This is a genomic window from Adhaeribacter rhizoryzae (assembly GCF_008629685.1).
GTDB lineage: Bacteria > Bacteroidota > Bacteroidia > Cytophagales > Hymenobacteraceae > Adhaeribacter > Adhaeribacter rhizoryzae.
In genome coordinates, this window is the sequence record NZ_VWSF01000001.1 from 163186 (window position 1) to 181672 (window position 18487).

Here is an 18487-nt window from a genome sequence, read left to right on the forward strand (position 1 = left end):
CTAAATACTGTTAGATAAAATTTTATTAAGGTTTACGGCTATTATTTGCTTTTATATTAAATATTTGATTTGATCTACGAATATTAAAATTTCTTTTCTAAATTATCATAGAATTTAGTGTTCATTTCCAACTTTCCAACAAACAAATTATCCAAAACAAATGAAAAAAATTACTCATCGCTGGCAGCCAAAAAGTTGCCTTTTGTTGATGCTGCTTGCCTTCGGCGGGATTTCTGCACCCCTTCAGGCAGCCGTAGAAACAACCAGAATTGCCACTAAGCCAGTGGTTTGGCAAATTACAGGTCGGGTTACCTCGGCGAGCGGAGAACCTTTACCTGGTGTTACAGTGCTGTTAAAAGGAACTTCGAACGGTACGGCTACTGATGTTGATGGAAAATACTCGTTGAGTGTTCCGGAAACCAGTGGTACGTTGGTTTTCTCTTTTATTGGTTATACTACCCTGGAAAGAGCATTTTCGGGACCGGGTGCGATTAACGTTAACATGGCCGATGATGCCAAAGCCCTGGAAGAAGTAGTAGTAACGGGTTATGCCACGCAACAGAAAAAAGATTTAACCGGCTCGGTAGCAGTAGTTAACGTAGAAGAAATGACAAAGCAGCCAACGGCTCAGGTTACTTCTATGTTACAGGGTCGCGCCGCGGGGGTAACCGTAGTTGGTTCGGGGCAGCCGGGTCAGGCGCCGCAAATCAGAATCAGAGGTATTAACACCTTTGGTAATAATACCCCTTTGTATGTAGTAGATGGCGTACCCACCACCAATATTAACGACCTCAACCCGAACGATATTGCCAATATGCAGGTGCTGAAAGATGCCGGTTCGGCTTCTATTTATGGTTCGCGGGCGGCTAATGGGGTTATTATTATTAGTACCAAGCGGGGAAAAGATAAAATTAAAGTTAATTACGATGCTTACTACGGTACCCAGCGTCCGCCGCAAGGCAATGTTTGGGATATAGCCAGCCCGCAGGAAATGGCCGATTTGAAACGCATGGCCCTGGTAAATTCCGGCGTAACTAACCTGAACGACCCGCAATACGGCAATGGTTCTACGTATGTGCTGCCAGATTATTTAGTAGGTGGTACCAGTTACGGCTTAAAAGAAGGCGACCCGGCCGTAGACCCGGCCAAATATAAGGTTAACCCGTTTTACACCGGTGGCTCTTCGGAGTTGAGTTCTTTTTACCGGATTGTAAAATCCAACAAACAAGGTACCGATTGGTTCCACGAAATATTTAAGCCGGCGCCTATTACCAGCCACAACGTAGCCGTTAGCGGTGGTGGCGAATTAGGTAGTTATTATTTTTCGCTTAACTACTTCGATCAGGAAGGTTCTTTAAAGAACACCTACAACAAAAGGTACACCATCCGTTCTAACAGCACGTTTAACCTGAATAAGAAAATTCGCATCGGCGAAAACCTGGGCTACTCCCTTACCGATAATCCGCAGATTACCGCCCTTTCGGAAGGTAGCGGTATTGGCATGGCCTTCCGGCAGCAGCCTATTATTCCGGTTTATGATATAATGGGTAACTATGCCGGCTCTTTCGCCAAAGGTTTAGGCAACGCTCGTAACCCGGTAGCTATTCAGGACCGTATCCGCAACAATAAATCGCTGAACAGCCGTTTGTTTGGTAGTATTTTTGCCGAAGCCGATATTCTGCCAAGCTTAACGTTCCGGACTACCTTCGGGGGGGAATATTACGCCAACAGTTCGCGTAGCTTTGCTTACCCCGAATACGAAAACAGCGAAAATGGTACTACCAACCAATATAACCAGAACTCCGGCAATGGCTATAACTGGACCTGGTCTAATACCTTGGCTTACAGCAAAATATTTAACGAGATTCACAACTTTAAGCTGTTAATTGGTTCGGAAGCTTACCAAAACGTGGGCACCAGCTTAGGCGGCAGTACCCAGGGGTATTTCTCTTTCGACCCAATATTTACCACGCTTTCTACGGGTTCCGGTACCCAAACCAACTCCAGTAGCCGCTACGACGATGCCTTGTTCTCGCTGTTTTCGCGGTTAGACTATAGTTTAAAAGATAAGTACCTGTTAGGGGCTACCATTCGCCGTGACGGATCTTCCCGGTTTGGGGAAAATAACCGCTACGGGGTGTTCCCGGCCGTAAGTGCCGGCTGGCGTATTTCGCAGGAAAGCTTTATGCAAAATTTAGCCTGGCTAACCGATTTAAAAATACGTGGGGGTTATGGCATTATGGGTAACCAGTTAAACGTAGATCCTAACAACGCTTATACCCTTTATGGTGCCGACCGGACAAGTACTTATTATCCGATAACTGGTACGAATAACTCTACCCAGCTTGGTTTCAGAAAAACCCGGATTGGTAACCCAGATGCTAAATGGGAAAGCAACGTGAACGGCAACGTAGGTATAGATGCAACTTTGTTTGGTGGCGTAATAGATATTACCGCCGATTATTACAGCAAGCAAATTCGGGATTTATTGTATGCCGTTGAATTACCGGGTACTGCCGGGGCAGCAACGGTTCCCTCGGTAAATATTGCAAAAATTCAGAACAAAGGATTCGATGGGTCTATTACCGGGCACATTAACGCCACTTCTGATTTAACCTTCGATATTACCGGTACCATTACTACTTACAACAACAAAATCCTGAAAATATCTAACGGGGCGCAAAACTTCGAATTAGAGTCGCGCCGTTTTAACGGTAGCAATATTATCCGGAACATGGTGGGCGAAGCAATGAGTTCGTTCTACGGCTATAAAATTGCTGGTTTCTGGAACGACCAAGCCGAAATTGATGAAGCTAACACGCAAGCCAGAACAGCCAGCGGCGACGCCAATGCCGTTTACCAGAACGACGTTAAACCCGGTCGTTTCCGTTATACGGATGTTAACGGCGATGGCCGCGTTACCGATGCCGACCGTACCGTGCTGGGTAGCCCTAACCCTGATTTTACTTATGGCATTAACTTGGCGGCTACTTACAAAAACTTCGATTTTAACATGTTCCTGTACGGCAGCCAGGGTAACGAAATCTGGAACCAGGTAAAATGGTGGACCGATTTCTACCCGAACTTTGAAGGTGCTAAGAGCAAAACCGCTTTATACGATTCCTGGTTGCCAGAGCGCCGGAATGCAAAAGCGCCTATTCAGGAAAACGTAGGTTCGTTTAGCACCACCAACGTGCCAAATTCTTACTACGTCGAGAACGGATCTTACCTGCGGGCCAGAAATGCCCAAATAGGTTATACCTTGCCGGGTAATTTATTAAGCCGTTATGGCGTAGGCCGCTTAAGGGTTTATGTACAAGGCGCTAATTTATTTACCCTTACCAAATATTCCGGGGTTGATCCTGAAATATCGGGGGGAACTGACTTTAATACAAACTCCCGGGCTTTTGGTATAGATGAAGGTGCTTACCCAAACATGCGCCAATACTTAGTAGGGCTTAATGTTACATTCTAATTATTTAAAGATTAAATTAAAAATGAGAAAATCTAAATATATATTTATGGCAGCTGTATTGGCAGCAGCCATGCAAGTTTTACCTTCCTGTAAAGATGAGTTTCTGGAAAAGCCGGCTTTTGGCGCCTTAAGCGACCAGGTATTGGCTAACCGGGCCGGGGTAGATGCACTCTTGATTGGGGCTTATGCCGCTCTGGATGGCCAGGGCAACGGTGCTGCCATTGCGGGTGGCGGCCAATGGGAAGCTGCTCCTACCAACTGGATTTACGGCAGTGTGGCCGGCGCCGATGCCCACAAAGGCAGCTCCGGTTCCGACCAGCCGGCCATAAATTCTATCCAGAATTTCACCCTCGACCCAAGTAATGGCTTCCTTAATTCTAAGTGGCGGGCTATGTACGAAGGCGTTTCCCGGTCTAATTCGGTTTTAAATTTATTAGCGCAGGCCACCGATATAAGCGAGGCCGATAAAACCAGCATTAGCGCACAAGCTCGTTTCCTGCGCGGACATTTTTACTTCGAGTTGAAGAAAATGTTTAACATGGTGCCGTGGGTAGACGAAACCACCACCGATTTTAATCAGCCTAATACCGAGGACATCTGGCCCAAGATTGAAGCCGATTTTAAATTTGCCATGGATAATTTACCTGCTACCCAAGCGCAGGTAGGCCGGGTAAATAAATGGGCTGCCGCCGCTTACCTGGGTAAAACCTACTTGTACGAGAAAAAATACCAGGACGCAAAACCGGTTTTCGACCAGGTAATTTCTTCTGGGGTTACTTCTAATAATTTAAAGTACGGGTTGGTAGACAAGTTTAAAGACAACTTTGATGCCGCTACTGAAAACAACAAAGAATCGGTATTTGCTATTCAGATGGTAGCCAACGATGGTACCAATACCATTGCCAACGGCAACCAGGGCGAAATGCTGAATTATCCATACAACAGCCCTTTCCGGTGCTGCGGCTTTTACCAGCCTACCATAGATTTGGTAAACTCCTATCGCACTACGGCAGTCGGGCTTCCTTTCAGTATTACCAACTACAATGCTAACCCGGTAAAGCACGATCAAGGCTTACAGTCTTCCGATCCGTTTACGCCCGAAACCGGTAACCTCGATCCGCGTTTAGACTGGACCGCTGGCCGTCGGGGAGTGCCTTTCCTGGATTGGGGTAACCACCCTGGCCAGGCCTGGATTCGTGAGCAAATCAGTGCCGGTCCTTACTCTTCTAAAAAGCATATTTACTATCAGGCTACGGCCTCTACCTTATCCGACCAGAGTTCCTGGGCACCGGGTTCTGCCATTAACGTGGTATTAATTCGGTTTGCCGATGTGTTGCTGATGGCCGCCGAAGTGGAAGCCCAGTTGGGTAATTTAACCCAAGCCCAAGATTATGTAAATATGGTACGGGCCCGGGCCGCGCTGCCGGTAAATGTTGTGTATAAATACGCCGATGAAACCAAACCCATGGGTGGTTATTCGAATGCACCGGCCGCTAATTATAGTGTAGCGCCTTACCCGGCCGGTACGTTTACTGGCTTGGGCAAAGAAGGAGCCCTTTCGGCTATTTATTTTGAGCGCAAGCTGGAGTTAGCCATGGAAGGCCACCGGTTCTTTGACCTGGTGCGTTGGGGAATTGCCGAACCGGTATTAAATGCCTATTTTGCTTACGAAGGCAAAATAACCGGCGATGTAAAAGAAGGCCGTTTTACCAAAGGTAAAAACGAATATTATCCAATACCGCAGCGTCAGATTAACTTACAATCGGTTAACGGCGTATCCTCTTTAAAACAAAATCCGGGTTATACGCAATAATTAGGTTTATAAATTATTCAGAAAGCGAGGTGCAGTTGTGCCTCGCTTTTTTTATGATTTTATTTTTAGTGGTATTTATGTTCAGCGATTACCCAAGGCTGCTGGTAAAGCCAGTGAATAAAAAAATTGCAGAAATATTTACTTGTATACTAATGTGAGCGCAACTGAGAGCAGAATATTCATTCTTATCTTTATAGTTATATATAGTCTAATTTATTAGTCCAGTTACGGCTATAAGCTTATCTTACTGGGACAGTGAAGATGCATTTTAAAAGGCGTTATTTGATGGCTCAGTTCGATTAATGCGAAAACTGGACTTCATTAATGAAGTAGATATAAAACTTCCTAACAAAGGGGAAAAATATTCTATTAGTGTCAATAAATCAAGCTTAGAAGAATTTACTGGAGTAGGATTTGATGAAATTATAAATGATTGGGATAATAAATTTTCTAACCCGTAAGTCTATACCGAATCTGGAAGGAATAAGTTTTTTGATAAATTCGGCAAAGTTGAATAAAGCAATCTTAGCCCATAAATAGCAATATTAGTCTGATTTGCATATAAACACGTCTGCTAACTTTGTGTAAACACTATGCTTTCGTCGATGGCCTCGTATGCTGTTTACACGAGACTGTTGGCAATAAGCAATAATGGCACCCGACTACAATGAGAAATTATGACTTAACTTTCAGCGTTTCAGACGTTTCTAGTATTTTCAAAATTGACAAAGAAACTATTAAGAAATGTTCTTACCATTTCAGAGATTATTTAAGTAAAACTGCCAATCCGGAAAAAGGAAAAGAAAGAATCTTTGCTCCATCTGACATTTGTACATTAAACTACATCCTTTATTATTGGGAAGATAATCCAGACTTTGAGTATATTAAATATGGACTAAATGCAAACGAACACTTTGAGGAACCATTTTCAAATATATTGACTGAAATTGTACCTATCTTTAGAAAATTCGATGATAATGAAATTGATACAAATATTTGGCTTATAGGTGGCGAATTTGATGATATAAAATTATTTGAACTCGGAGAAGCGTATAAAAGTGCAGGCGATAAACTTTCTGAATTAGCGCAGAAAGAAGAGCAGATTTTTGTGGCTAGCGTATATCCGATTATCTATAATTATAGACATGCAACAGAACTCCTAATCAAATCAGTTTTACACAATCACGAAGAAACACACGACCTATTAAAACTGTATAAAAAATTTAAGAAGTATTTGCTGGACAGATTTAGCTATACACCATCAAGGTGGATAGAAAAGCTTATTGAAGCTTTTAATGATTTTGACCCTTACGGAACAACTTTTAGATACGGAGTAAAAATTAACAACGACGAGATGGTCGTTGACTTTAATCATATTAAAAGAGTAATGAACTTGTTCAGCCAGTTAATCATTGCAATTAAGAAGCAGCAATAAATGTAACATGACTATACCTGCTGCCAATTGTGTGTTTATAAAATTGAAGCGGCACGGTAAGAGTTCATCGATAAATTGCTATTTTGCTTTTGTGATTTAACTTGATGCTTTTCAAATGCCACAACTTCATAAACAATTCAACGTTGGGCAAAAGGCATAAATCAATAAAATGTAATTTTTCGTATTCTGTATTTTAAGTATCTTTACTAAAAGAGTAATCGCATGGACTTACAAGCAAGAAAAATACTTTTTGTGCAAGAATTCTTGCGGCTTAATAATGAGAATATTATCTCAAAGTTTGAGCACATACTGCATACGGAGAAAAAGAAGTTGTACGCTGAAAAACCTTCTCCCATGTCTCTGGCCGACTTTAATCAAGTAATAAACAATTCGGAAGAGGATGCCGCAAGTGGAAGAGTTAAAGAAACCGATGAACTGGATAAGGATATCGACGCATGGTCTTAAGAGTTCTATGGACAAGTACTGCGAGCGGACATTTAGAAAATATATTCGATTACTATAAAATTACAGCTAACCTTACAATTGCCAGAAAATTAGTTAAAAGTATTGTACGGAAAATATCTGCTTTGTCAAAACACCCAAATATAAGCCAGCATGAACCATTACTTGCCGACAGGCAAAAAGAATACAGGTATATTGTTGAAGGCAACTACAAAATAATTTATTGGGTAGACGCAGCAGCTATTTACATTGCAGCAGTTTTTGATACTCGGCAAAACCCAGATAAAATTTGAAGAGCCGAATAAAAGCCCCTGCTCACATTGTGTAAACGTCATGCTACGGCCGGATGATCTTGCTCGTTGTTTATACAACCCATTGACTGCAAGCTTAAAAATTAAAACAAAACTAATAATTTTACCTGCTGCTTTTTCCTAAACCTCCTATCAGAACGCAGTTAAATATTTTATTTAGCGTACCCCTGCAAAAGCTATAATATTCTTACATGCGTGTTTTCCTGTTGCTGATTGTAGTGCTGCTTTTTTTTACCAATTGTTCCGGCTCTGCGGGTAAGGAGAAAAACCTGAAAGACGAAAGTATTAGTTTGTCGGAAGCAATATTGCCGGATGCTGCTAAAACCGCGCATTTAAGCGGAAAAGATTTAGCAAACGCTTACTGTCAGGCCTGCCACGCCTTACCCAACCCAGGGTTGTTAGATAAAGCTACCTGGCAAAATAAAGTATTGCCCCAAATGGGCTTGCGCCTGGGTTTGCCGGCCCCCAACATTAACCCGTTTTTAGGTAAACAACCCGACGAAATATATACCCTAATTAAAGCCGGCATTTACCCGCAAAAGCCTTTAATAGCCGCTAAAGACTGGCAAAAAATAGTGGAATATTATACGCAGGCAGCGCCCGAAAAATTAACGTTGCCCACCTTAACAAAATTAGACACTATCCTAAACAACTTTTCGGTAATTATTCCGGATTTAAACAAAGGCAAGCCAGCTTTAACTACGCTCATTAAATACGAAACCCAGGCAAAAGAACTTTGGGTTGGCGATTTACGCAACTGGCTGTTCCGGCTAAACCAAGATTTACAGGCAGTAGATTCCGTGCACCTGCAAGCGGTGCCCGTAGATTTAATTAAAAACAATGCGGGGTACAAAGTTGTAAATATTGGTTCTATTTTACCTACCGATAAAGCAACAGGCAATATTTACCAGGTACCGCCCACTGCAAAAGAAAAGAGCACCGGTATATTATTAAAAGATTTACACCGGCCGGTAAATATTATTGAAGCCGATTTAAACCAGGATAAACTACCAGATTTAGTAGTCTGTAATTACGGGTATAATTTTGGTTCGCTGGTGGTGTATTTTAATTTGGGTAAAGGTAAATACGAGCCGGTTACTTTAAAAAACCTGCCCGGCGCCCGTAAAGCAGAAATTAAAGACTTAAACCACGATGGGCTACCAGATATAATAGCCTTGTTCGCCCAAGGCACCGAAACCCTGAAAGTATTTTATAACCAGGGCAACGGAAAATTTGCAGAAGAAAATTTAGTACAGTTTCCGCCGGTTTACGGCACCAATTACTTCCAGTTAGTAGATTTTAACCAGGACGGCCACCTGGATATATTATTTGCCAACGGCGATAACGCCGATTATTCTTTTATTATGAAACCTTACCACGGCATCCGGATTTGGCTAAACAATGGCAAAAATAAATTCCGGCAAAAATACTTTTTTCAGATGCCGGGTGCCTGGAAAGCCGTTGCCCACGATTTTGACCAGGATGGTGACCTGGATATTGCTGCTATCTCGTACTTCCCCGATTTTGAACGCTCGCCCGAGCGCGGATTTATTTACCTGGAGCAAACCGCCCAGTTTAACTTTACAGCCGCCACTTTTAAGCAATCTCTACTAGGGCATTGGTTTACCCTCGAAACGGCTGATTATGATCAGGATGGGGACGAAGATATTGTGCTGGGTTCGTTTACCAATGCCCTAAGTCCGGTGCCACCTGGTATCAGACAAAATTGGCTTGCCAATGGCCCCGGTATACTGGTATTGCAAAATAAAAAAATAACTAAACCAAATCAGGTTATTTTTGTTAATAAGTAATATAAATATTTATTAATCAGATAATTATATGGTAATAAATAGAATGAGAGTAGTTGCTTTAGATACTAATATGCTGCCAAAAACAGGTTGGCTGTAAAAGAGGAAAAAAGCAAATAAATAAAGCAAAAATTATTCTGCAATCAGGCGTTTGTAGTTGCCGAAAAGAGCAACTTATTTTAAAAAAAATAGTAAATAAAATTGCAGAATAGAGTCTTTATCTCTAGGAATAATTAATGCCCTTCCTATTTTATAAGTCTGTGGTTTCTGCTTATAACTTTTCAAAAATTAATATTCCCTTGTATGTAAGTTTACAAAATCAAAAATTCAGTTAATGCCTGTTTATGCAAGAATATTTTTAACAGAGTTTGTTTGTGCATACAAATAAGCTAATAATTGTAATGTTATATTAAAAAAGCTATAAATTTTAAAGTTGACTTAGCGATTAAATATAATAAACTCTTTATAAAGTATATTTACCAAATTTTTTACCACCCAAACAAAATAATAGTGCTTATGAAAAGAAATACGCATCGCTGGCAACGTAAAAGTTGCCTTTTGTTGATGTTGCTTGCATTTGGTGGGGCTGCTCCTTTACAGGCAGCCGTAGAAACTAATATTTCTGCCACCCGGCCAGTAGCATGGACAATTTCCGGTCGGGTTGTTTCGGCAAACGGAGACGCCTTACCGGGCGTAACCATTCTGCTGAAAGGTACCAGCACCGGAACCGCTACCGACGTTAGCGGTAATTACACTTTAAATGTGCCCGAAAGCGGCGGTACTTTAATTTTTTCTTTTATTGGTTATACCACCCAAGAAAGAACTTTTACCGGTCCGGGTACCATTAATGTTACCTTAGCCGATGACGCCAAAGCTTTGGAGGAAGTAGTAGTAACTGGTTATGGTACGCAGCAAAAAAGCGATATTACCGGTTCGGTAGCTTCGGTTAAAGGCGAAGAAATAGCCCAGATTCCGACACCTAGTGTGGCCCAGGCTTTGCAAGGGCGGGCACCAGGCGTGCAGATTACGGCTAACTCGGGTTCACCGGGAGCTGGTTCCAGTGTTCGTATCCGCGGGGTAGCTTCGGTTAATGCCGTGGATGTACTGTACGTAGTAGACGGTGTGCAAATACCTTCTTCGGCGGGCGTAAACTTCCTGAACAACGACGATATTGCTTCGGTAGAAGTATTGAAAGATGCTTCCGCGGCAGCTATTTATGGTTCGCGGGCTGCAGGTGGGGTAATTTTGATTACTACCAAAAAAGGGAAAGCCAATACCTCTAATGTTAATTTTTCGGCTTACAAAGGTATTCAGAACACCTGGCGCAAGCTGGATATGACTAATTTGCGCGAGTATGCGGCGTTAGATAACCTGGCGCGTCAGAATGCCGGGGTAGTAACTAACCCCGAGTGGGCAAATCCCGAAAGTTTAGGCGAAGGTACCAACTGGCAAGACGCCTTATTCCGGACCGCCGATATTGAAAACTACCAGTTATCTTGGGGCGGCGGCAGCGAAAGCTCAACTTTTTATGCTTCCGGTAGCTATTATAAAAGAGAAGGTATTGTACTTGGTTCTGCCTTCGATCGCTACACCTTCCGGTTAAATACCGACCATAAAATTGGCAAACGTTTTAAAGTAGGTAACAGCTTACAGGTTAGCGCCACCAGCGAAGATATTATCCCGAACAACCAGGATTTACAAAGCGGCGTTTTAGGTCGGGGTATCCGGCAGGTGCCTTCGGTAAACGTGCGTAACCCGGATGGTACTTACGATGGCCCATTGGGTAACTTTGAAGGAGAAAGCGAAAACCCAGTGTTCCTGGCCCTGGAGTCTAATAACAACTCCCGTAACTACCGCGCTATTGGTTCTATCTACGGCGATATTGAATTATTTTCCGGTTTATCTTTCCGGTCTACGTTCAATATTGATGCCTACATGTACGACAATACCGATTTTAACCCACAGTTTCAGATTGGTAACAGAAACAATCCGGTAGCCAGCTTAAACGTGAGCGAAGGTAATGGCCGTACCTGGCAGTGGAGTAATATTTTTACTTACCGCAAAACTTTCGGTAACCACAGCATTAATGCCTTAGCTGGTATTGAGGCCCAGGATAACCACGCACGCTTTTATTCAGCGAGCCGGGCCGGCTTCCTGAAAAATGACGAAATTCAGTATTTAGATCAGGGTTCCTCTTCGGACCAGGCGCGTGGTGGTGCCAATGGGTATGCGTTGTACTCGCAACTTGCCCGTGTTAACTACGATTACGCGAATAAATACCTGTTAACCGCTACGGTACGTCGCGATGGTTCTTCGCGTTTCGGTAAAGAGAATCGTTACGGGGTATTCCCATCGGCCTCGTTGGGTTACCGGATTTCCGAAGAAGAATTTATAAAAACAGTGCCGGTAATTACGAACCTGATGCTGCGCGCCGGTTGGGGCGAAACGGGTAACCAGGCCGGTTTATCAAACTACCCGGTTTATGCTTCTTTAAGCGCTAACGGTCGTTACCCATTTGGTGGTACCGTATTATCTGGTTATTACGTGCCCACACAGGCTAACCCGGATATTCGTTGGGAAACCGTGCAGCAAACCAACTTTGGGGTAGATGCCGGCTTCTTCCAGAATAAATTAAGCTTATCGGTCGATTATTTTATTAAAAATACCACCGATATGATTCTGACTATTGAAATTCCGAGAAGTACAGGGCCAAATGCCGGTCCGACAAACTCTGGTGCATTGGTAAATAGAGGCGTTGAGTTAGCGGCTAATTACCAGGGCGAAGCCGGAGATTTTAGATACGGCGTTGGTTTAAACTTTACCCGCGTACGCAACGAAGTTACCGAATTGCAGGATATTCCTTTATCTGGTGAATATAACCGTACCCAGGAAGGAATGCCGGTTGCCCAGTTCTGGGGTTACCGCATGGAAGGTTTGTTCCGTTCCGATGAGGAAGTTCGGGCTGCGAATGCGCTTGACGGCAACCCCGCAACCGCTTATCAGCCAGGTGCCGCTGCCGGCGATGTACGTTTTGCCGATATTAACGGCGATGGCGTAGTAGACTCCGAAGACCAGACCTTTATTGGTAACCCGCTGCCTAAATTTACGGCCGGCTTAACCGGTAACGTTGCCTACAAGCAGTTCGATATGAATTTTATTTTCTCAGGCAGCTTCGGGAACGATATTTTAAACCGGATTAGCGCGTTTGGTTATTCCGCTGACCCTGGTAATAAATTCCGGGCGCTGATTAACAACACCTGGACTCCCCAGAACCCGAATGCTGAGTATCCGCGCTTAATATTAGGCGATCCAGGAGGAAGTAACCGAGCTAACTCCAGCCGCTGGATAGAAGATGGTACTTACGTGCGTTTGAGAAACATCCAAGTAGGTTATAATTTTGCCCCAACTTTGTTAAGCCGCATTGGCGGCAAAACAGCCCGGGTATATTTAGCCAGCGAAAACTTATTTACCTTAACCAAATACAAGAGTGGGTTTGATCCGGAGCAAGGCGCTTCTTACGGCGACCGTCCGTTGGATATAGGTACCGACCGGGGTAACTATCCGCAAGCGCGTACTTTCCTGCTTGGTATTAATGTTGGTTTCTAGTTAAAAATTGAAAAATTAAAATGAGAATAAATTTAAAATTTTCTGCCTTCTCCGGAGCCGCGCTGGTGGCCGGATTTCTGGCACTGCAAGCTTGTTCCGAAGATTTCCTGGATAGAAAACCCGAATCGGATTTAACTACCGGTAACTTTTATACAAGCGCAGACGATGCAATAGCTGCCTTAACGGCTGCCTATGACCCCTTGCAATGGGAATTAACTACCTTAAACTCGTGGCAGTTTGGCGATGTGGTAGGTGGTGATACCGACAAAGGTAGTACCGATGATCAGGATTATGCCCAGATTGCCCAGTTGGCTAACTTTACCGCCCGCGGCGATAACTCGGAGCTAAACTTTACCTGGGAGCAAGCTTATGATGGTATTTACCGGTCTAACCTGGTGCTGGAAAGAGTGCCGGAGATAGAAATGGATGAAACTCAGAAAAATCAGATTCTGGGCCAGGCTAAATTCCTGCGGGCCATTTATTATTTCTACCTGGTAAGAACTTTTGGCCGGGTTCCTAATATTACTACCGTATTGGAGCCAACCGAAGTTTACGTGTCGCGGGCTGCCAATATTAAGGAAAATTGGGACCAGATTGAAAAGGACTTGACCGAAGCCATCGCTGCTTTACCTGTATCCTGGACCGGCGCTAATGCTGGCCGGGCTACCAAGGGGGCTGCGCAATCACTGCTGGCCCGGGTTTACCTGTATCAGTCTACGGCTAACACCGTTTATTTTACCGCTGCTAAATGGAAAGAAGCCGCTGACTTAACCGATGCCATTATTGCTTCGGGTACTTATACCTTAGACCCCAATTATGCCCGGGTGTTTACGTTAGAAGGAGAAGATAGCCGCGAAATTATTTTCGCGATGCAGGCAGTAGGCGGAACTACCGGTTGGAACAACGATAACGAAGGCCAGGCCCTGAACCAGTGGATTGCGCCCCGTACCACCGACTTTTCCGGTTGGGGATTTAGTACGCCTATTGGGCCAAATACGCCTAATAACTATGCTGGTAATTCTAAAATAAAAACCAATAACATAGTAGAAGCTTACGAAGCCTGCGACCCCCGTTTAAAAGCCAATATTTTAGGCACCGACCCGAACGACGAACTTTTTGGTATAAAGTACAACTACCAGAAAGACTCCGACAAGCCTGGCCAGTATAAACTTCAGCCGTGGTCTCGTACCGGTTATAATATCCGGAAGTACATGATTCCCGAAAGTGCTTTGGGTGCGGGTGGTGCAAACTCACCGCTTAATGTGCCTTTAATCCGGTACGCCGAAGTATTGCTGATAAACGCCGAAGCTCATAACGAATTAGGTAATTCAGCAAAAGCTTTAACCTCTTTAAATGCCATCAGAAACCGCGCCGATAATATTACCCCAAGCGGTTCTTGCCCGGCGCCTGTTACAACCACTAACCAGGCACAATTGCGCGATGCTATTATGCAGGAGCGCCGGTTAGAACTGGCTTTTGAAGGGCACCGTTTCTTCGATTTGGTAAGAACCAATCGGGCCGAAGCTTTCCTGAATGCCATGGGCCGTCCGTTCAAAAAAGGTGTCAACGATTTATTCCCGATACCACAAGGCGAAATTAACCGCAACCCGAATTTAGAGCCGAACCCTTGGCAATAATATTCCAAACTTTGGTTTAAAAAGAAGAGGATCACTTTTGTGGTCCTTTTCTTTTTTTATGTTATCGTAAGCTTAATTTCAATAGCCATTCCGTCAAAAGCATGCAAACCGGCATAACCCAACGCTTGCCAGCATAATATTTTATACCAGCGCCTACGCATCGCTACGTTATGGTTAATATTGCACTACATAGAGCTTGTTTAAATTTTGTTTTCGGGAGCGAAAATACTTGGTATTGGGTGCTGGCGAGACTAATTTTGAGGGACATAGCAGCGCTACATTCCGAAAAAGAGGCGAAGGCAGGTTCCAATTGCCAGCCTTTGCAGCCCAAAGGATAAATTTTTTACATGCGCTTATTTCTTTTTACAATTACCAGGTAAACCTGGCTAATAAAATGAAAAATTATTATTCTGTTTTTTTCTTAATTCTGCTGCTTTCGCTTGCCGGGTGCAATAAAAATAAGCCTTTATTCGAGCGTAAAACCGCTTCCGAAACCGGTATTTCTTTTATAAACACCGTAACCCCCAACGATTCTTTAAACCTTTTAAGCTATGAATATTTTTATAACGGTGGCGGCGTTGCCGTTGGCGATGTAAACAACGACGGCTTATCTGATATTTATTTTACCGGCAATACGGTATCGAGCCGGTTATATATTAACCAAGGCAATTTTAAGTTTAAAGATGTAACCGAACAGGCCAAAGTAGGTACGCAAACCTGGGCCACCGGCGTTGCCATGGTAGATATTAACCAGGATAACCTGTTGGATATTTACGTTTGTGTAGCCGATTACCGCAGCCCCGAACTCCGGAAAAATTTGCTTTATATTAACAAAGGCCTAAATAAAGAAGGCATACCTACCTACGCCGAAGAAGGCGAAGAATACGGCTTAGCCGATAATGGTTACGGCACCCAGGCGGTATTTTTCGATTATGATAAAGACAACGATTTAGATGTTTATATTCTGTGCGTTAACAAAGAAGACGTAAATCCTAACCTCATTCGCCAGACCAAAAAACCTAAGCGCGACCCGAGTGTAGATCGTTTGTACCGCAACAACGGCAATAATACTTTTACCAACGTATCGGAGGAAGCCGGTATAAACCAGGAAGGTTTTGGCCTGGGCGTGGTGGTAACCGATATTAACCAGGATGGCTGGCCCGATTTGTACGTAGCCAACGATTTTATTTTCAGCGATCAGTTGCTCATTAATAACCAGAACGGCACTTTCTCCGACAGCATTAAAAGCTATATTAAACACACCAGCCAGTTTTCGATGGGCACCGATATTGCCGATTTTAACAACGATGGCCTGATGGATATTGTAACCGTAGATATGATGCCGGCCGATAACAAAAGGCAAAAGCTCATGAACGGCGTTAAAACCTACGACGAGTTTAATTTAGCCATCCGGCGCGGCTACATGCCGCAATACGTGCGCAATAATTTACAACTGAACAACGGCAACGGTACTTTCAGCGAAATAAGCCAACTGGCCGGCGTACACCAAACCGATTGGAGCTGGGCCGCTTTGCTCGCTGATTTTGACAATGACGGCCACCGCGATTTATTTATTTCTAACGGCATCCGGAAAGATATTACCCACCTCGATTTTGTCATGTACCACGCCATGCAAAAACGGGCGCGGTTTGGCCGGGCCGAAGGAGAAGACCAAATTCACCGGATGGTAGAAGAAATGGAAGGCGTAAAAAATCAGAATGCTCTTTTTCGTAACAACGGCGATCTCACGTTTACAAATAAATCGGAAGATTGGGGTTTAAAAGAATTTAGCTTTACCAACGGTGCGGCTTACGCCGATTTTGACAACGACGGCGACCTGGACCTGGTGATGAATAATATTGATGAAGAGCCCTACCTGTACGAAAATAATACTTTGCCGGCGGGTAAGAATAAAGATAAAAATAAAGCTACTACCAATAATTATTTACGTCTTAAACTTAAGGGCGGCGTACTGGATCACGGCACCAAAGTAAACTTAAGGTATAAAGGCCAAAAGCAGGTAGCCGAGTACACTCCTTACCGGGGTTTTCAGTCTACAGTAGAGCCTTATTTGCACTTTGGTTTGGGCAATATTACCCAGGTCGATTCGCTGGAAGTAATTTGGCCCGACGGCAAATATCAACTCCTGCAAAATATTAAAGCAAACCAATTGCTAACCTTACAACACCAGGATGCCGATGCCAAACCGCTTACAACGCCTAAGTCCCCACAAACTTTATTTACCGAAGTTTCGCAAGCCTTAGGCATAGATTACCAGCACCAGGATGCCGAGTACGTCGATTTTAAAGTGCAACCATTATTGCCGCATAAGTTTTCCCAAAATGGCCCTGGCATGGCCGTAGGCGATGTAAACAACGATGGCCTGGAAGATTTTTACGTAGGTGCCGGTGCAAATAAATTAGGAAAGCTTTTTGTGCAAAATGCCCAGGGTAAATTTAAAGCCACTACCATCACCGATAAACCTTCGGCTGCTGATGAAATGGGCGTGTTGCTTTTTGATGCCGATAACGATAAAGATTTAGACCTATATGTTGTGGGCGGCGGCAGCGAATCAAGGCCCGAATTAGGTAAATACCAGAACCGCTTGTTCCGGAACAACGGGCGCGGCCAGTTTACCGAAGATCCCCAGGCTTTACCCCCAATAATTACCAGCGGCTCCTGCGTTATTGCCGCCGATTACGACCAGGACGGCGACTTAGATTTATTTATTGGCGGCCGGGTAGAACCGCAAAAATATCCGTTGCCGGTAAAAAGCTGTATTCTGCGCAACGAAGGCGGCCGTTTTGTAGATGCTACCTCGGCAGTTTGCAAAGAACTCGAAAATATTGGCATGGTTACGTCGGCGCTCTGGACCGATTTTGACCAGGATGGCAAAGTAGATTTATTAGTGGCCGGCGAATGGATGCCCCTTACTTTCTTTAAAAATACGGGCGGTAATTTTAAGAACGTTACGGCAGCTACCGGTTTAAGCAACACCTCGGGCTGGTGGAACAGTTTGGTTGCCGGCGATTTTGACAACGATGGCGATATTGATTATGCGGCCGGTAATCTGGGTTTAAATTCCCGGTTTAAAGCCAGTGTAAAAGAACCCATAGAAGTTTACGCCAAAGATTTTGATAAAAACGGCAGCACCGATGCCATTATGAGTTTTTATATTGCCGGCAAAAAATACCCGGTGCCGGGCCGCGACGAGATGATAGACCAGATAGTTTCTACGCGCCGGGATTACCCTTCTTACGAAAAGTACGCCAACTTAACGTTTGCGCAAATGTATCCGCCAGAAAAGCTGGCGGGCACCTATGCGGTTAAAGCCGAAACTTTTAAAACCAGTTACCTCGAAAACTTAGGCGGTGGAAAATTCAGCATAAAAGCTTTACCCGTGCAGGCCCAGGTAGCCCCGGTGTTTGGCATGAGCGCCCAGGATTATAACCAGGACGGCCACCTGGACTTGGTACTAACCGGCAATTCTTACGCCACCGAAGTAATGACCGGCGCGTACGATGCTTTTATTGGCTTGTATTTGCAGGGCAACGGTAAAGGTAATTTTGTGCCGGTGCCCGTTACCCAAAGCGGTTTCTTTGTAGACGGTGATGCTAAAGGAGTGGCCGGCATTACTTTGGCCAACGGGCAGGCCTTAACGTTAGTATCGCAGTTTAATAACAAACTAAAGGCTTTTGCGGTAAACAAACCGGCGTCAACAGAAACGGCCAAAGTAATTTCGTTACAGCCCTTGGATGCATTTGGAATAGAATATTTAGAAAACGGTCAGCAGCGGAAGTGCGAATTTTATTATGGGTCTACTTATTTGTCGCAGTCGTCCCGGAAAATGTTGTTAGGGCCGGATGTAAAATCAATAGAAATATTTGATTACAACGGCAAAAGCAGAAAAGTTACCTTGTAATATTAAGCAGGAAGGCTC

10 protein-coding genes are annotated in these 18487 nt (G+C 43.9%); all 10 read left to right on the top strand.

What is annotated here, in order from left to right; all coding sequences use genetic code 11:
• Nucleotides 1-160 precede the first annotated feature (160 nt).
• The 10 genes from F0145_RS00555 (at nucleotide 161) to F0145_RS00595 (ending at nucleotide 18469) form a co-directional block, all read left to right on the top strand.
• Nucleotides 161-3475: a SusC/RagA family TonB-linked outer membrane protein gene (locus F0145_RS00555; RefSeq protein ID WP_150086118.1), complete on the top strand. Its 3315-nt coding sequence runs from the start codon at nucleotides 161-163 to the stop codon at nucleotides 3473-3475.
• A gap of 22 nt (nucleotides 3476-3497) precedes the next feature.
• On the top strand, nucleotides 3498-5288 hold the full coding sequence (locus tag F0145_RS00560; RefSeq protein WP_150086119.1) for a RagB/SusD family nutrient uptake outer membrane protein: 1791 nt from the start codon (nucleotides 3498-3500) through the stop codon (nucleotides 5286-5288).
• A gap of 302 nt (nucleotides 5289-5590) precedes the next feature.
• Nucleotides 5591-5749 (top strand): hypothetical protein, encoded by a 159-nt coding sequence (locus F0145_RS26045; RefSeq protein ID WP_190277440.1) that lies wholly within the window; start codon nucleotides 5591-5593, stop codon nucleotides 5747-5749.
• Nucleotides 5750-5955: 206 nt separating this feature from the next.
• Nucleotides 5956-6723, top strand: a complete 768-nt coding sequence (locus F0145_RS00565) for a hypothetical protein (RefSeq protein ID WP_150086120.1) — start codon at nucleotides 5956-5958, stop codon at nucleotides 6721-6723.
• A gap of 222 nt (nucleotides 6724-6945) precedes the next feature.
• A complete protein-coding gene (locus tag F0145_RS00570; protein WP_150086121.1) occupies nucleotides 6946-7188 on the top strand; it encodes a hypothetical protein in 243 nt (80 codons plus the stop codon).
• Nucleotides 7179-7478 (top strand): type II toxin-antitoxin system RelE/ParE family toxin, encoded by a 300-nt coding sequence (locus tag F0145_RS00575; RefSeq protein ID WP_150086122.1) that lies wholly within the window; start codon nucleotides 7179-7181, stop codon nucleotides 7476-7478. Before F0145_RS00570 ends, F0145_RS00575 begins: the two co-directional genes overlap by 10 nt.
• A 209-nt stretch (nucleotides 7479-7687) precedes the next feature.
• Complete coding sequence (locus F0145_RS00580; RefSeq protein ID WP_150086123.1) at nucleotides 7688-9307, top strand: FG-GAP-like repeat-containing protein; 1620 nt, start codon at nucleotides 7688-7690, stop codon at nucleotides 9305-9307.
• Nucleotides 9308-9820: 513 nt separating this feature from the next.
• On the top strand, nucleotides 9821-12910 hold the full coding sequence (locus F0145_RS00585; RefSeq protein WP_150086124.1) for a SusC/RagA family TonB-linked outer membrane protein: 3090 nt from the start codon (nucleotides 9821-9823) through the stop codon (nucleotides 12908-12910).
• A gap of 20 nt (nucleotides 12911-12930) precedes the next feature.
• Nucleotides 12931-14547 carry a RagB/SusD family nutrient uptake outer membrane protein gene (locus tag F0145_RS00590; protein WP_150086125.1) on the top strand — a complete coding sequence of 539 codons (1617 nt, stop codon included), beginning with the start codon at nucleotides 12931-12933 and terminating at the stop codon, nucleotides 14545-14547.
• Between the two features lie 394 nt (nucleotides 14548-14941).
• On the top strand, nucleotides 14942-18469 hold the full coding sequence (locus F0145_RS00595; RefSeq protein WP_150086126.1) for a VCBS repeat-containing protein: 3528 nt from the start codon (nucleotides 14942-14944) through the stop codon (nucleotides 18467-18469).
• The last annotated feature ends 18 nt before the right edge of the window (nucleotides 18470-18487 follow it).

Coding starts and splice junctions, on each gene's coding strand:
- F0145_RS00555 (WP_150086118.1), top strand. CDS start 161: ATGAAAAAAATTACTCATCGCTGGCAGCCAAAAAGTTGCCTTTTGTTG.
- F0145_RS00560 (WP_150086119.1), top strand. CDS start 3,498: ATGAGAAAATCTAAATATATATTTATGGCAGCTGTATTGGCAGCAGCC.
- F0145_RS26045 (WP_190277440.1), top strand. CDS start 5,591: ATGCGAAAACTGGACTTCATTAATGAAGTAGATATAAAACTTCCTAAC.
- F0145_RS00565 (WP_150086120.1), top strand. CDS start 5,956: ATGAGAAATTATGACTTAACTTTCAGCGTTTCAGACGTTTCTAGTATT.
- F0145_RS00570 (WP_150086121.1), top strand. CDS start 6,946: ATGGACTTACAAGCAAGAAAAATACTTTTTGTGCAAGAATTCTTGCGG.
- F0145_RS00575 (WP_150086122.1), top strand. CDS start 7,179: ATGGTCTTAAGAGTTCTATGGACAAGTACTGCGAGCGGACATTTAGAA.
- F0145_RS00580 (WP_150086123.1), top strand. CDS start 7,688: ATGCGTGTTTTCCTGTTGCTGATTGTAGTGCTGCTTTTTTTTACCAAT.
- F0145_RS00585 (WP_150086124.1), top strand. CDS start 9,821: ATGAAAAGAAATACGCATCGCTGGCAACGTAAAAGTTGCCTTTTGTTG.
- F0145_RS00590 (WP_150086125.1), top strand. CDS start 12,931: ATGAGAATAAATTTAAAATTTTCTGCCTTCTCCGGAGCCGCGCTGGTG.
- F0145_RS00595 (WP_150086126.1), top strand. CDS start 14,942: ATGAAAAATTATTATTCTGTTTTTTTCTTAATTCTGCTGCTTTCGCTT.